13 protein-coding genes are annotated in these 16,358 nt (G+C 36.9%); 2 read left to right on the forward strand and 11 right to left on the reverse strand.

Annotated features, from left to right (window positions below; all coding sequences use genetic code 11):
• Positions 1–9 precede the first annotated feature (9 nt).
• From ACHZAX_RS11600 to ACHZAX_RS11615, 4 genes are read right to left on the reverse strand one after another with little or no spacing between them, the layout of a single operon-like run.
• Positions 10–1,437 (reverse strand): glycoside hydrolase family 125 protein, encoded by a 1,428-nt coding sequence (locus ACHZAX_RS11600; RefSeq protein WP_320019235.1) that lies wholly within the window; start codon positions 1,435–1,437, stop codon positions 10–12.
• A gap of 17 nt (positions 1,438–1,454) precedes the next feature.
• Positions 1,455–2,555 carry an ROK family protein gene (locus ACHZAX_RS11605; RefSeq protein ID WP_320019236.1) on the reverse strand — a complete coding sequence of 367 codons (1,101 nt, stop codon included), beginning with the start codon at positions 2,553–2,555 and terminating at the stop codon, positions 1,455–1,457.
• Positions 2,556–2,563: 8 nt separating this feature from the next.
• Complete coding sequence (locus tag ACHZAX_RS11610; protein ID WP_101307893.1) at positions 2,564–3,718, reverse strand: MFS transporter; 1,155 nt, start codon at positions 3,716–3,718, stop codon at positions 2,564–2,566.
• A 15-nt stretch (positions 3,719–3,733) separates the two neighbouring features.
• Positions 3,734–4,729, reverse strand: a complete 996-nt coding sequence (locus ACHZAX_RS11615; RefSeq protein WP_320019237.1) for a LacI family DNA-binding transcriptional regulator — start codon at positions 4,727–4,729, stop codon at positions 3,734–3,736.
• 360 nt (positions 4,730–5,089) lie between these two features.
• On the opposite strand from ACHZAX_RS11615, the gene proC reads away from it, so the two are divergent.
• Positions 5,090–5,887, forward strand: a complete 798-nt coding sequence (proC, locus tag ACHZAX_RS11620; RefSeq protein ID WP_320019238.1) for a pyrroline-5-carboxylate reductase — start codon at positions 5,090–5,092, stop codon at positions 5,885–5,887.
• 51 nt (positions 5,888–5,938) lie between these two features.
• On the opposite strand, the gene ACHZAX_RS11625 is transcribed toward proC, so the two are convergent.
• Positions 5,939–8,023, reverse strand: a complete 2,085-nt coding sequence (locus ACHZAX_RS11625) for a T9SS type A sorting domain-containing protein (protein WP_320019239.1) — start codon at positions 8,021–8,023, stop codon at positions 5,939–5,941.
• A gap of 291 nt (positions 8,024–8,314) precedes the next feature.
• Here ACHZAX_RS11625 and ACHZAX_RS11630 point away from each other — a divergent pair, with 291 nt between their 5' ends.
• Positions 8,315–8,695, forward strand: coding sequence for a response regulator (locus tag ACHZAX_RS11630; protein ID WP_320019240.1), 381 nt, complete (start codon positions 8,315–8,317; stop codon positions 8,693–8,695).
• Between the two features lie 16 nt (positions 8,696–8,711).
• Here the strand turns inward: ACHZAX_RS11630 and ACHZAX_RS11635 are convergent, their stop codons facing one another.
• The 6 genes from ACHZAX_RS11635 to ACHZAX_RS11660 all read right to left on the reverse strand — a co-directional run bounded on the left by ACHZAX_RS11635 (position 8,712) and on the right by ACHZAX_RS11660 (position 16,348).
• A complete protein-coding gene (locus ACHZAX_RS11635; RefSeq protein ID WP_124992798.1) occupies positions 8,712–9,896 on the reverse strand; it encodes a SpoIIE family protein phosphatase in 1,185 nt (394 codons plus the stop codon).
• Positions 9,896–11,749, reverse strand: a complete 1,854-nt coding sequence (locus ACHZAX_RS11640) for a [Fe-Fe] hydrogenase large subunit C-terminal domain-containing protein (protein ID WP_101307899.1) — start codon at positions 11,747–11,749, stop codon at positions 9,896–9,898. The genes ACHZAX_RS11635 and ACHZAX_RS11640 overlap by 1 nt, the downstream gene beginning before the upstream one ends.
• A 29-nt stretch (positions 11,750–11,778) precedes the next feature.
• Positions 11,779–12,030 (reverse strand): NAD(P)H-dependent oxidoreductase subunit E, encoded by a 252-nt coding sequence (locus tag ACHZAX_RS11645; protein ID WP_101307900.1) that lies wholly within the window; start codon positions 12,028–12,030, stop codon positions 11,779–11,781.
• A gap of 126 nt (positions 12,031–12,156) precedes the next feature.
• The gene (locus tag ACHZAX_RS11650) at positions 12,157–13,341 is read right to left on the reverse strand and encodes a SpoIIE family protein phosphatase (protein ID WP_320019241.1); all 1,185 of its coding nucleotides are present in this window, start codon (positions 13,339–13,341) and stop codon (positions 12,157–12,159) included.
• A 9-nt stretch (positions 13,342–13,350) separates the two neighbouring features.
• Entirely contained in the window at positions 13,351–15,066 is a 1,716-nt protein-coding gene (locus tag ACHZAX_RS11655) for a [Fe-Fe] hydrogenase large subunit C-terminal domain-containing protein (protein ID WP_320019242.1), read from the reverse strand.
• 904 nt (positions 15,067–15,970) lie between these two features.
• The gene (locus ACHZAX_RS11660) at positions 15,971–16,348 is read right to left on the reverse strand and encodes a RidA family protein (RefSeq protein ID WP_101307903.1); all 378 of its coding nucleotides are present in this window, start codon (positions 16,346–16,348) and stop codon (positions 15,971–15,973) included.
• Positions 16,349–16,358 lie beyond the last annotated feature (10 nt).

Consider the following 16,358-nt stretch of genomic DNA (forward strand, 5'->3'; position numbering starts at 1 on the left):
CATTTCAACCTATATAATTCCTAAAATAGCTGGTCTCTCATGAAACAACTTAACTATTAATTCCCCAAATAATGTATTTGCCCAGGCAAACCATGATCTCGTGAAATTTTCAGGATTATTTTTATGAAATGTTTCATGCATAAAACCAGTTTCTGCATGAGTATCAATCAGCATTTGCATGCAGCTAATAATTTCCTGTTCATCATCAGAAGTCATCGCCCGCATCACAATACTCATGGGCCAAATCATATCCGCACCAACATGTGGCCCTCCGATTCCTTCCGCATATTTCCCTTTGTAAAACCACGGATTATTTGCGCTCAAAACAAACTTTCGGGTGTTTTGATAAAGAGAATCAGTCGTTTCCATTGCTCCCAAATAAGGAAGAGACAGCAAACTTGGAATATTTGCATCATCCATAAACAGCTTATTTCCAAAACCATCAACCTCAAATGCCAATATATTACCATAATTTAAATGATCCGAAACAGCATACTTTGCAAGCGCTTCGTCTACTTCATTTGCAAGCTTCAAGGTCTCTTCAGCCAATTTAGTTTGCAAACCTAAATGAGTTGCAATCTCAGCCAATTGTTTCAACGAAACTACAGCAAAATAATTAGAAGGAATCAAAAACGGCAAAAGGGTTGCATCATCAGATGGTCGGAATGAAGAAACAATTAATCCAACAGGATTCACAGGATTACCATAGCCTCCACCCGGTAATGTGTCATAAGGCTTTCTTGTTTTTCTTTGAAAAGAGTACGGACCTCTATCCTCTTTTCGTTGCTGCTCTTTAAATGTTTTAACAATTAATTCAGCAGCCTCTTCCCATTTCGCATCAAAACAGCTGTCATCACCCGAAGTTTTCCAATAGTGATACGCTAAACGAATAGTATAACAAAGAGAATCTATTTCCCATTTTCGTTCGTGCAGCTCAGCTTTCATTTCTGTACAATCACTTTCCCAGTGACTCCCTTCAGCTCCCTTGTTAAAAGCATTCGCATATGGATCAATCAAAACACATTTTGTTTGTCGGTTGATTAAACCTTTAAACAAGTTTTTTAATTTTTCATCTTCGGGAACCAATGATAAATACGGCCATACCTGAGCTGTTGAATCCCGCAGCCACATGGCATTTATATCGCCCGTAATTACAAAAGTATCCGGTTTACCCGATTCTTCAGAATACTGAACTGTAGTGTCCAATGTATTTGGAAAACAATTTTCAAACATCCACGACAATTCCGGATTCGAAATTTTCTCCTTTATTTGATCAATCATCTCATCGACAGAAGAACTAACAAAATTCCTTTTATTTTTTGCTGGTCGATTTGAAACGTAACTTAAGCCTTTAGGGGATGCAACTGCACCAAACCCTGTCAGTGCAATTCCTCCGGAAAACAAAATTGAATTTCTTAAAAAAGTTCTTCTCTCCATGATTTCAATGAAAATTATTATTTCAAATTTTTCAATGCAAATGCATATGCTCCAATTGCAATCGCTTTACTTGCTCCAAGCTTACTGAAACAAACTGCTAAACGAGGATTTGGATCGTATTTAATCGTTTTATCTGTTCCAGGTATTTGTATATCTACTGAACAATCCGAAGCAAATTCTTTAAATTCTGCATCGTTATCGATATTATACACTTTTTGAACCAAACGAGGAAGAGATTCTCCACCTGCAGTGAAGCAATTTCCATTCATCTCTTTCAAAGCTGCAGGCATATATAAATCATGAGCGCCGGTTAAACCTCCTCCAATTACAGCAATACCATCGGTAATGGTTAAAAGATTAGCCAAACTATCTCCCAAACATCTGCCAAACAGTTCAAATGCTTCTAGAGCTGCTTTTTGATCTGGATGACTAGTATCAACTGCCACATCATAAACATCTTTTGGCATCAATTCATCAGAATACTTACCTTTTGCATTTTCCAGAAATGTTCTTTGAATAGCCCGGGTGCTTATTCCCTCTTCAGCAAAACGATCAGGAAAAACTCTTGAACTGGTTAACCAAACCTCAGTTGCAATCGAATTATCGCCAGTAAATAATTCATTATTGTGCACTAATCCGCCTCCAAATCCGGTACCAAGTGTAACTCCAATTAAATTGCAATAACGCTTAGGACTATTTTCTTCTTCCAAACGTTTATTGATAGCTGGCAATACGCCTCCCAAGGCTTCGCCATAAGCAAATAAATCACCGTCATTATTAATAAAAACCGGTATTGAGAATTTCTCTTCAAGCATCGGTCCTAAAGCAACGCCTCCTCTAAATGCAGGAAGATTTGGCAAATCACCAATAATTCCATTTTTGTAATCGGCTGGTCCCGGAAATGCAAAACTAATTGCAACAGGTTTCTCTGCAAGCAGATTCATAACTTCCTGAAATCCGTCAACAATTGTTTTCAGACACAAATCAAGCTGATCTGCATTTGATGACTTTCGAATTGGTTCAACTATTTCTTCCCCGCTTTTCATTGCCGAAAAAACAAAATTTGTTCCTCCTGCATCAAGAGTCATCACAACCCTTTTATCATTCCAAATATTCATATGCTTTCTTACTTTCTTTTGTAAAACGACAATCCAAAAATGTAACCAATACACACCAGCGTAACAACAAAACCACCCATAAGTGAGAAAACATCTGCTACAGCTCCAAATATTACAGGTACAATTGCACCTCCAATAATAGCCGTCACCATCAAACCTGAAATTTCGTTGCTTCTTTCCGGCATTGCATCAATTGCTATTGAAAATACCAATGGGAAAATATTAGCAAATCCCAATCCAATTAAAAATATTGCAGCAAATCCCATTATCGAACTTGATGCTATATAAAGTCCGGCAATCCCAATTAAAGACAAAAGAGTTGTAATTTTCAAAAATCTTGAAGGAGACATCCAATTCAAAATTACACCTCCCAAAAAGCGACCGGTCATTAAAGCAATGAAGAAAAATAAGGTTCCCCACAAGCCTAACTCTTTAATATCATAGCTAAATTTTTCAGATAAATAGTTTGGAAGTTTAGCACTCATACTTACCTCTGAACCAACGTATAAGAAAATAGCTAAAACCATAAAGAAAACATATGGATTTTTCAACAAAGCGAAAACTGAACCAAACGAAGCTGGAGATGCTGAATCATCTTTTTTCTCTTCAATAGTAACAACATATAAATAAATTGCTGCAACTAAAAGAATACCGGAATAAATTGGGAACAAAAGTTTCCAGTCCAATCCCCAATACTTAGCCGCCAACAATGGAATTAAAGCACCCGACAAAGAACCGATTGCCTTAATAAACTGTCCGAACGATAAATTTCTTGAATATTTTCCTTCAGGTGATACATCTCTCATAATTGGATTGCCTGCAACCTGCAGCAAAGCAGCACCTGTTCCTAACAGTAATAATGATCCTAATAACAATCCAAATGATGAGAAATTGCCTAATATAGGCAAGACTAAACCTACCAGCGCTGCCAGCATACCAAGAAGCAACACTCGTTTTTTTCCTTTTCTATCCTGATACAATCCCATTGGAACGGAAAGTAAACCAAACATGATAAACCCCATAAAGGTTACCAATCCAGCCAAAACGTTACTCAACTCATACTCGCTTTGTAACTGACTTGTAAGCGGCCCTACAACATCACCAAATCCCATGCACAAGAATGCCAAAAAAATTGGCCCTGATTTTAGATAATTATTCTTCATTGTTGATTCTTATTATTAACGTTCTATTAATTTAGGTTTCAATTCTATTCTTGCATTCTTACTTTCTTTGCTTTTAATTACTTCCTCCAGAATATCGACAGATTGCCTGGCAATGCTCATTATAGGTTGTGCAATAGAAATTACTCTAGGCATCGAATAATCAAAAATGTCCAGATTATCGAAACTCACAAAGGTGATTTCTTTTACCTTTTCAGGATAATGCATATTCATTAACCAAATAGCCGTAGCAGTAATCTGATTATTAGTAAAAACAACTACATCAACCCCAGCTTCAATCAAATATTTCAATTCCTTTTGAGCACTTTCTTTAATATGATTGTGATCTACAATTCGAAGTAAATTTTCATCATATTCCAAAGCATTATCTGTTAATGCCTGCTTGTACCCATCTATCCTTAATTTTAAGGAATAAACATCCGGTGTAATTGACAACAGACCAATTCTTTTTGCTCCTTTGTCTATTGTTTTCTGAATGGCTTCCTTCATCGGATTTTTGTTTTCAACCAAAATATAATTGGCTAAAAAATCAGGGTCTTCCCGATCGAAAAAAACCATTGGGAAATTTTGCCTGGAAAGAGATTTTAAAACATCTCCTTTTATAAAACAAGACGCAATAATTAATCCATCAACCTGCCTGTTTACAAACATATTAATCAATAACTCCTCTTTCTCTTTTTTCTCATCGGTACTGCCAATTAGTAAATGATATCCTTTTTCCCAAAGCAAATCTTCAATCATTCGTCCAATTTTAGCATAAAATGGATTCGAAATATCAGGAACCAGATAACCAATAGTATTCGTCGTCCCATTTTTTAAACTCTTGGCAATTTGATTCGGCTGATAGCCTACCTCTTTAATGTAATCCAAAATTACTTTTTGAGTTTTTTTACTGATGTTCTTTTCATCTCCTTTTTTATTTAAAACAAATGAGACAGTAGTTTTTGAAACTCCTAAATCCTGGGCAATATCTTTAATTGATTTCTTTTTCAAAGGTTTTCGGCTTTACTAAATCGGTTTACTAAATCGTTTTAGCAAAAATATGGTTTATTTTTAAAATTCAAAACAAATATCCAAAAAGAAAATAGCGGTCAACAGGTTATTGACATTAACGCATTAAAAATAAACACACAAACACCTGTTAATAATAAGATTAATACAACAATACACTGCTATAGTAAATAAGTAACTGATGAAATTTTTATTCTCCTGATTTCAAAAAAAATTGTACTTTTATGCACTGATAAAAATTATACACACCTCCTTATTTTCTTGCAAATATTTTAAGCCCGATTTCATATAGTTTTAATTAACTTATATTTAAATCGTGTTATCAGACAAATATGAATGAATATGAAAAATCAAAAAATTTGTGTTATTGGTTGTGGTAATTTAGGTCGTTCGATTGTTAAAGGACTTTTAAATAATGATGTCTTTAGTCCGAACCATGTAACTGCAACAAGAAGAAATATTGATTTAATAGCAGATTTAGCAACAGAGGGAGCAACAGTCACATCAGATAACTGTGAAGCTGTTAAAAATTCCAATATTATTTTAATTGCTGTTAAGCCATACAATGTTGGAAAAATAATTAAAGAGATTAAGGGCGAAATTATTGAAGGAAAACATGTACTTGTTTCTCTTGCAACCGGACTGACAACCGAAGAAATTTCAGAAATGCTGGATCATAAAATACCGGTTTTTAGAGCTATGCCTAATATTGCAGCCAATATATCTGAATCAACAACCTGTATTTGCAGCAAAAATGCTTCTCTGGAAGAAACAAAAAACATTAAAGCTGTTTTCGATTGTGTTGGAGAAAGCCTGATTATTAATGAAGAACTAATGGAGGCGGCCACCATTTTAGGTGCTTGTGGAATTGCTTTTGTGTTCCGTTTTATCCGTGCAATGATTCAAGGTGGAATTCAAATTGGTTTTGATGCCAATACCGCCAAACAAATAGTATCTCAAACAGTAAAAGGCGCTGCCGAAATGCTCCAGATTAATAATGATCATCCCGAATCGGAAATTGACAAGGTTACTACACCAAAAGGCTGTACTATTGTTGGATTAAACGAGATGGAACATCAAGGTTTTTCGTCTGCATTAATCAAAGGAATTGTAACTTCATTTCAAAAAATTGAAAAATAACAACATTAGTTCTCATTCTATTTGCTTAAAAAAATAGAATGAGACTATTTATTAATTTGTCAGCAGGAGTTTTCTTTTCAAATCAACACCGTCAATATTCAAGTTTAAGATATAGACTCCTGAAGACAATCCATTCAGATTAAAATTAATCATACTTTCATAGCTGGAAACAACTCCTGAGCGAATCTGAGCTCCTTTTGTATCATATACCGTCCAAGTGGTCCGCAAATAAATTATCTGGCTTAAATCAACAGTAAAAGCACCATCGGATGGATTTGGATAAATCCTTACTAAATCATTATAGGTGGTCGTTATTTCTTTTGATGTTGAATTTACACCACACAAATTTTCAGCACTAAGTTTTATCGTATATTTTCCTGTTCCGGCATAAGTATGACTTGGATTTTCCTCCTCTGAAACTGCTCCGTCACCAAAATTCCAATTGTAAGTCATCCCTTCAACCGATGTATTAGTCATTTGCACCTTATTCAAATCAACCGTATAATTAAAATTAGTCACAGGAACATCCATGGCCAAAACAGAACGAACAACACTGTCAGCAACCCCATTCCTTCTCACAATTAATTTAACCTGCTTACGACCCGGACTACTGTAACTCACAACATGAGGTCCTTTTTCTATTGAAGTTTGAGGAATAGCTCCATCACCAAAACTCCAATAAAATTCATCTGGTTCACCTAATGAAACATCCGCGAAGGTAACCTGAGATTCATAACAGATACTATCCTGAGAAACTGTAATAACTGCTCTTAATCCTTTGTATGGATCAACACCATCAATTGTTTCCACACCTAAATTCAATGGATCCAACCAAAATTTCAATTGCTGATTCGCTTCGGAATAATTGGCCCAACTTTCTGAAAACTTCGCAAAGTAATCGTATTCCGGATCTTCACAATCAGCCGCTCCTCCTGTTAAATCTCCAATTAAGCGATGATTTTCATCAAATAAAGGTGATCCGGAAGATCCACCTTCTGTAGTTCCTAAATCCCATTCTAAAATTAACCAATGTGTGTTGGGATCGAATGTAAATTTTGTATCTGAATAAGAATCTGTTAGCGGTGCATCGTAATCAGCAGATATTTTTTTCACATCTCCTTGCGGATGATGGATACAGGTTGTGTTTATGGGTACCCGGCCTGATCTGTCCCAACCTGCATAATAAGGAGAATACGACGCAGGTGGTATTACTGAAAGTTCTAAAAGTGTAAAATCCAACCCGCTTGTTGTAGCCAGCAAACTTGATCCGGAGATAGATTGCGATTTTGAACCAACAGAGGATTCACAATCTACAGCTTCATAATTAAAAACGAAAATGGCAACATCTGCATCTTCCTGAGTATTTACAGCATGATGGGCCGTCAGTAAAAAAGGCCGTCCATCATAGCCGGTGTTATTTATCAGGGCACCCGATGCAATGTAACCACCATACAAAATATGGCAGACTGAGTGCTTTTCAACCTGCCATTCATCTCCTGCTGTACAATTAATATTTACATTACAGGTTCCTGATGATTTTAGCCTGGAGGCTCCTTGCAGCTGATTAAAAATATTTTTATAGTCATGCAGTACACTACCAATTTCTAAATCCGCAATAAAATCAGGATGCAAAGGTTCTATATATTCTACAGTTATTTCATCTCCCTGCAAAGGTTCAACCGAAAACCTGCCCGATTCTTTATTGTTTTTTTCGTTGTATGCCCCAAGTATCCGGTTCGATTGATTATTGTAAACAAACATCTGACTACCTGCCGGAATTCTAAATTTAGAAAAAATCAATCCTAAAGAATATGCTCCGGGCGACGAAATGGATATCCGCCAGACTCTTCTGCCATCGTCTAAAACCTGCCATTTACCGGAATTTAAGGCATTGTAGCTTGTTGTATATCGATAAGCATACTGTGCATGCTTCAGATAACTTTTACCTTCAACCTGTTCATATGCCTTACTCATTGTTGCCGTCTTGAAACGAGGCAAATAAATGGTTGACAATTCCGACTTTAACTTTCCTTTTTTTAATAAAGGTTCACCACCATAAGAGATTTGAGCCTTGGAGGAAACCCAAAAAAAAGTTAAGCTAATAAATAGCCCGAATCGAATAAATTTAGAGGTCATGCAGGTATATTTCAATCAATAATTATCAAAAATAGCAATTAAGAAAGAAATGTCAACCTATTACCGATAAACAATCGGTATGACCAAACCTGTTTCAACAAATCTATTTCAAATACAACAGTAAATCGTATGAAAACCAATATGATATCATTTCCTGATAATTCAAAATAAATAGTTAATCAACTACCTTTTTAAAGGGATTCTATATAAAGCATCTTCTTTTGAATGCTAATAATTTTATATAAATTTGAATTAAGTAAATAACCAATTTAGTACACCAAACTATACCTCATGAATTTAATCGAACGTAATTGGTCCTCAAAAACCATTCTTATTGCAGAAGATGTAGAATCCAATTTTCTTTTTTTGGAAGAGGTAATCCGAAAAACAGGGGCTGCAGTTCTCTGGGCAAAAAACGGGGAGGATGCTATTGAAATGTTTAACTGCAATAAGGTTGACTTAATATTAATGGACATTCAAATGCCACTAATGAACGGTTTTGAGGCAACAAAAATCATCAAGAAACAAAATCCAAAAATTCCAATAATTTCGCAAACAGCATATGCAATGTCCGAAGACCGGATTAAGAGTCTGAACGCCGGTTGTGATGATTATATAGCCAAACCAATACCAAGTCAAAAATTATTAGACTTACTTTCTGTTTACATCTAATCAGAACGCACCCAACCTAAATAAAGGTTAAAGTAACATCTTTTAAAAATTTATCCTCAAGAAGACTTACTATTCTTTTTACAACTGTTCTTCTGATCTCCAATTCAATTGGTAAACTGGGATCCTGATGAGCAAAATTAATTCTTGTTCCGGAAATAATAGAAATTTTATCGCTCTGTAAAAGATAGTGCACAATCTGATCTGCAGGCCCGTCTCCCAAATCATAATCACTGTTGTAATCCCCAAGAATCCGGGCAACTTTTCCAATTGTTAAAATGCCTTCGGTAACCAAATTTATGCTTTCCATATAAGAAGCCGGTGGAAGTTCCGGATCAGTAATTTTCATTCCTGCCGCAAATTTCAAATTTAATTCGCGACCCAAAATTTCGGCCGTTGTTCCTCCGCAAATAATTTTTTTCCCTTTAAAATGATACACTCTCATGGCCAGCTCAGCATCCTTATCCTTTTCGTAAGGAGGACCCGTGCAAATTAAAAGTTTACGCGGCTCCCGATAATAAATTACACCGGCACTAGTATCGTCCTTTAGCTCATCCTGATCGTTTCTGGCAGCTTTTTTCACTAACTGCATGCCCAAATTACGGGCAGATATGTAAGGGGTCGATTTTACAATATTGGTGACAAATTTTAACGCACTTTCATGTCCCCATCCAAAAGGCAATTCCCTGCTTCCCATTCCCGACTGCATAATTCCATCGGACCAAAACAGAATACGATCTTCTTTTCGGGCAGTAAATTCACAGGTTCTAAGTTCTTTGCCTTGATTTTCTTCACTGTCAAGCAGAATTGTCCTCCATCCCGGATCAAAAACCTCAGAGCCACGCATTACCACACACAAGGGATTGTCGAACTCAATGATACGCGTTGTTCCATCAAATTCAATATCAATTATGGTAAAGGTTGAATAGCTTACTTTTCGAACGCTGCAAACAGGAAGCGTGTTCATGATAATTTCGGCAATGGTTTTTACATCTTTGTGCTCTGCGGTAAAATTCATCGCCATAGATGCAGTTAAAGTTGCCAGCACATTGGCCTTCACTCCACTTCCCATGCCATCACTCAACACGGCAATTGTTCTGTTTTCCTCTTTAATTCTCTTCGAGAGAAACACATCACCGCAAATCATTTCACCATGATGAAAGAGTTGCTGACAGTCGATATCTATATGAAATTTCTCATCCATTATTCGCCTTTCCCTTCTTCCCCTGAAGCATGGGATTTAATGATCGAGCTTAGTAATTTTTCCGTTTTGGAAGCACTCTCACCCAATAAAAAGGCAATTTGCTGCACTGTTTGAAGATTCTCTTTAATAACCGCTCTTGCTCTGCCAATAACCTCTTCTCGCCTTACTTCAGGAGCGTATAAATCGCGAATAATACCACCAACAATCTTATTCTTTTTAATGGTAAAAACCGAAACATTAAACAACCTGTTTCCAAAATGTACATCCTTATTTAAGATATCCTCTCCATTTAAAATTACTGTGGAAAAGAATTTATGAAAACTGATCAATTTTGTTAAATCTGCATCAACTAACCCGGGAATAATTTCATTTAGCATTCGGGTCTCTTCACCCAATAAATCAACAAAAGTTTTATTCGACTCAATCACTTTCAGCCTTTCGTCGACAATTACAACACCCGAAGGAAGTTTCTGCAACATAGCCGACACCGTTTCTGAAGCTTCCTGCGCTATAATTCTTTCTTCGTTGGCAATTCTTTCCGATTCCTTTAAAGCCGCTTTTGTTTTAGTTAACTGCGCATTTGTATTTCCCAGCTCCTTAATATAGCTGTTCATATTTTTAATTGTAAAGGAAGAACACATCTCATAATTGGCCAGCCCCTGACATTTTGCAATCGCAAACTCCCTGCAAGACTCATAGCCACAGGAACCGCATCCCAATTGATCCTCAATTTTTCCTTTTCCCATCTCCACCAATACTTCCAATATCTCTTCTTCTGTAGGAACAGGAAGCTCCCTTCCTTTCGATTTAAATCCCCGGGTTAAATCAAGATCGCTGTATTCATCAATTTCTTTCTGCCATTTAATCTCATCAAGAGTTTTTAACCTTTTACGCACGTAACGAATTACTTTCGACCGACGAGAAAATTTTCTTCCCCCCGGCGAAGTTCCAGGTCCCATAATGCAGCCTTCGCAATAAAATAAATCAAGATGCTGATATAAATCGTGCTGAGTTTTAAACTCATTGATCGACCTCAAAAAATTATTTCTTCCCTCAGTACTAATAATCCCGCCATTCAGCATCGATATATCAATATCTGCAGCCTGAAACAGACCATGACTAATTGGAAACAGACCTCCTAAACGAGCGAATGGAGGATCAAACTCTGAGAATTCAACTGAGTTTTCCGAAACTCCGTACTCTGTAAACAGCTTCCTTAATTCTGCAAAACTCAAAACCGCATGAACACTTCCGTCAGTTCCATTAAATGCTTTCACATCATCTTTGCTGGCAACGCAAGGCGATAAAGAAACAATCTTAACATTTTTTCCATACTTTTTTCGTACTACTTTTGCCATGGCAATGCCCGGCGGTACAATTGGTGCCAGATTATCAACCAAACCAGGATGGAAATACTCGATATTATTTACAAGAGCCGGACATTTTGTTGAGATATAATATTTCCCATGGAAATTCTTGAACAGTTCCTTGTAGCGGTAGGCCACCAAATCTGCACCAAAAGCAGCTTCAACAACGTAATCAAAGCCCAAAGCCCTAATCATACCAACAAAGTTCCGAAAGTCCAGAATATCATCAAACTCACCGGAAATACTAGGATCACATATGGCAACTACAGGCTCGGTATCAGCTAACAATTGCTTAACCAAATCTTCCGAACTTCTATATTCTATCGCATTTTGAGCACAAACGGCAACACAATTTCCACAACCAATACATCTGCTTTTAATGATGTTTGCAAAATCATCTTTTATTTTAATTGCTTTGGCAGGACAAACCCGAATACACGTATAACTAAGATTACACTTATTCTTATTGGTTACAATTAATGGCATAATGAGTTTTTTAGGATTGAAAGACTTAATTAAACGAGCCCGAAAACACCGTTTAATATTTCAACAACACTATCCGGATCGACTTCCTCGTGCAGTTCATCTCCAATTTTTAAAATAGGTCCTTTTGCACAATTCCCTGTACACAATTCACCATGAAAGAACACCTTGTCTTTCAATTTATTTTCTTCCAAAAAGGTATTAATTGCTTTTAAAGCTTTTCCGTTACCTCTTGAAAAACAAGAACTTCCCAAGCAAATGGTAATTTCGATTTTTTCGGCCATTTAGTTATTGTCTTTATGATCTGTTTCATGAGGATTGTTACTTTCTTCCAATTCACCAACAAGACTACCCACCAAATGGAAATTCAATCAACAATACCCCATGTTTAATATGGGTTATATTTCATTTTAAATATAACTAAGATCTACTTCTTTTAAAAACTTTTCCTCCAGCAGAGCAACAATATTCTTTACAACGGTTCTTCGTATCTCTAATTCCATTGGTAAATTAGGATCCTGATGCGCAACATTTATTTTTGTTCCATTAATAATAAAAATTTTATCACTTTCCAATAAAACCCGAACCAGCAGATCCGCCGGACCTTGTCGCAATGATAAATTTTGCCTGTAATTTTTAAGTAAGCGATATACTTTACCCAAAGTTAAAATGCCCTCGGTAACCAAATCAATACCATTAATATGTGATATTGGCGGCAATTCCGAATCAGTAATTGTTAATTCAACCTCAATTGGAGCCTGAATTTCACGAGAGATAATCCCGGCTGTTGTGCCCCCGCAAACCACCTTCTTACCCACAAATTCCACAACTTGTTTTGCCAACTGTGCATCCTTCGATTTTTCGTAGGGAGGTCCCGTACATATTAATAAATTTCGTGGTTCCCGAAAATAGAGTACTCCACACGAAGTATCATCTTTAGGTTTATTTCCATAATTAGCACAGGCCCGGTCAACAACCGAAACACCCAATTGCCGGGCAGATATAAATGGCTGTCTGCGAATCAATCCTTTTACGTACGCATCCAGATTATCCAAGCCCCAGCCAAATGGCAATCGCGTACTTCCCATTCCCGAATTTGTAACTCCATCGGAGCAGAATACAATCCTGTCTTCCTTCTGAGCCATAAACCGATACGAATACAGTACTTTTCCCTCATTGCGATCACCCGTAAGACTTAACTCTTCACAATCGGGGGTAAAACTTTCCAATCCACGCAAAATCAAACATTCCGGATTATCATAACGAATAATCCGGGTCTCTCCATCGCATTCAATTTCAACAATGGTGAAAGTGGAATAACTTGCTTTTCGTTTGCTGCAAACCGGCAGCGTTTTCATAATTACTTCGGCCGCTTTACGAATATCTTTGTTCACTTTCATGTAGTTCAGAATCATCGATGCAGTTAGTGTACCCAGCACGTTCGCTTTAACACCACTTCCCAATCCATCTGATAAAACAAGAATTGTTCGTCCCTCCTCTTTTATTTTCCGCGACATAAACACATCACCACAAATGGACTGACCATTAAAGTTCTTCTGCTGGCATTCTACTTCTATGTAAAAATTGGATGACATAAATGACAGTTAATCTTGTGAGAGACTGTAAAATTCAACGATGGAGTTCAGCATTTCCTCTGTTTCCGAGGCATTCTCTCCAAGTAAGTAAGCAATTTTCTGCACTGTTTCCAGATTTTTTTGATTTACAGATTTTGCTCTCGATATCACTTCTTCCCTCTGAATAAAAGGTTGCGACATATCCCGAAGAATAGCTCCTACTATTTTATTTTTGTGAATACTGAAAAGTGTAATGTGAAACATCTTGTTGCCAAAACGAATATCTTTCTCCAAATTATCAACTCCCGTTGAAAGTGCCGATGAAAACAACTTGTAAAAAGGAGCAATTTTATGCAAATCAGCATCTGCTAAACCAGGAACCGTTTCGTACAATTGTTCAATCTCGGTTCCCATCATTCTGGAAAAACTAAGATTCGCCTCAATAATTTTCAATTGCTCGTTGACAATTACAACTCCCGAAGGAATTTTACGCAAAAGCGCTGATGATTTATCGTGTGCTATTTTGCGCATGTAGGATACGCACATGTTTGGCTCCGACCGATCTTCAAGCAGTGCTCCTGCAAACTCCCTGCAGCTGTTGTAACCACAACCGCCACAATTAATTTCATCTTTATCGGAGTACTTCCCAACCATGGTTAGTGCTTCTTTTATACTATTCTCAGCATGTTCTCTTCGCTCTATTGGCAGAATAGAATCAAAAGTTCTTTCAATTGAAAAATCAGTTTCCAGCTGATAAGCCTGATCTTTACCAAACTTATTGATTACCTCTAAACGTTTAATCGCAGTTGAATAGGACTTACTGGTTCCCGGTCCATTAACACAACCACCATCGCAGGCCAAAAGTTCCAAAAACATCACATTCGATTTCTTGTACTTATCCAAATCAGTTAAAACCAATTGAATATTTGTAATTCCGGAGAAAGTCATATAAACAGCATCGGTTGCAGTGGTGTTGTTCTTCACGCCCATAATCATTCCTCCATCTATTGGGTAAAGAACGCCTCTTCCTGCTTTTCCCGGAACAAAAACCTCTTCTTTTTCGTCCTCCGAAAATAAATAAGGATCGATATTTTCTTCTTCGAACCATTTCCTTACATCCGAAAATGTGAGTGCCGCATCCAACAATTCAGGAAACTGATCACTCTCGGCTTTTTTTGCGATACAAGGACCAATAAAAACAACATGAGTATCATCTCCATACCGGTTTTTAAGGTATTTGGAATGGGTTAAAAGCGGTGATAAAAACGGGGTTATGTAATTTTTATATTTTGGATAATGTTTACAGATCATCTCAACAACCGATGGACATGCCGAAGAAATATAAATTCCTTTATCCTGATTTTCGATGAATTCCGACACTTTTTTTGAGACCTTCTGAGCTCCCAAAGCAGTTTCAGACACATGTGTAAATCCCAATGTTTTTAAAGCGGCAACAATCTGCCCGTCGGACAGATTTGGGAATTCGGTAACAAATGATGGTGCCAATGAAACAATTACTTTTTGATTGCGTTTCAATAAACCCTTCACTTTATTTACATCGTTGCGAACTTTCTTTGCATTTACCGGGCAAATTAAGGTACAGGTTCCGCAGTAAATACAATCATCGTGGAGAATCTGAGCTGAATTATTAACTACCTTAATTGCCTTCAGTTTACATTCCCTTATGCATTTGTAACAATCCTGACAATCGTTTTGCTCCGTATAAACCGGCTTAAAAACATCCATATTATTCTCCTTGTGTTATCTGTATCGATCAACTAAGGACTTCCGCCCCCTTGACCCTTGACCCTTGACCCTTGACCCTTGACCCTTGACCCTTGACCCTTGACCCTTGACCCTTGACCCTTGACCCTTGACCCTTGACCCTTGACCCTTGACCCTTGACCCTTGACCCTTGACCCTTGACCCTTGACCCTTGACCCTTGACCCTTGACCCTTGACCCTTGACCCTTGACCCTTAGTCATGCAAATCTCAGAATTTATGTTTTAGATATCAGATAAAAACTACTATTCTAGAACACATCAATACTATTCATATGAATTTTAAATAATTTTCATGTATTTATATTTCACTACTAAACAAGGGTTTAATCAGATTGTAATTGTACAAATCAGCAATGCCTCTCGGTTGAAAAATACTTGGACAAGCAACACGCGAACCGATCTGTTAAAACATTCATTCAATCTGTTATTCATCCATATTCTTTTCCTATCCTATTCCGCCCCTGTTTTATCCCCCCTCCAGTATTTTATTTCTATTATCGGTTAATACTGTCCTCAATCCTGATGCTTTATCCATTAATCAATTAGAATATCTCACTTATTTACGAGAGAAACTCACATATTTAATAATATAATTCATTAATGTATGAAGGAAATCTTTAACTGTGTTTAGGAAATTTATTAAGATATGCAGGAAATCATTAAATGTATCAGGGAAATTCTTTAAGATATTGAGGAAATCTTTAACTGTATTAGGGAAATTTATTAATGTATTGGAAAAACTCGATATCGTGTGGCAATACTTCCTTTATTCGAACTTATCTCTTATATAGTTACACCGTTAGAATAAGTAAAGGCCACTAATTCAAAAATCAGCAGCCTTTTCATATTTTACACTCCAGTGAATTTATTTCACCGCAATGGTTTCAATCTCAATCAATGCTCCTAAAGGAAGATCTTTCACGGCAAAAGCTGCACGGGCAGGACATTCTTCTTTGTAATATTCGCCATAAACGGCATTCATTTCAGCAAAACCAGAAATGTCACTCAATAAGCAAGTCGATTTAACAACATCCTTATAGGTATAACCTGCCTCTTCAAGTATATAACCAATGTTCTTCATCACCTGCTCGGTTTGCTCCTTTACACCGCCTTCTACAAATTTTCCTGTAGTAACATCAACAGGAAGCTGACCTGAAATGTAAAGTGTTCCGTTAGCTTCGACAGCCTGGCTGTATGGTCCGATTGCTTTTGGAGCCTTTTCTGAATTAATAGTTTTTTTCATTTTGTTTACT

This window comes from Labilibaculum manganireducens (genome assembly GCF_963665805.2).
GTDB lineage: Bacteria > Bacteroidota > Bacteroidia > Bacteroidales > Marinifilaceae > Labilibaculum > Labilibaculum manganireducens.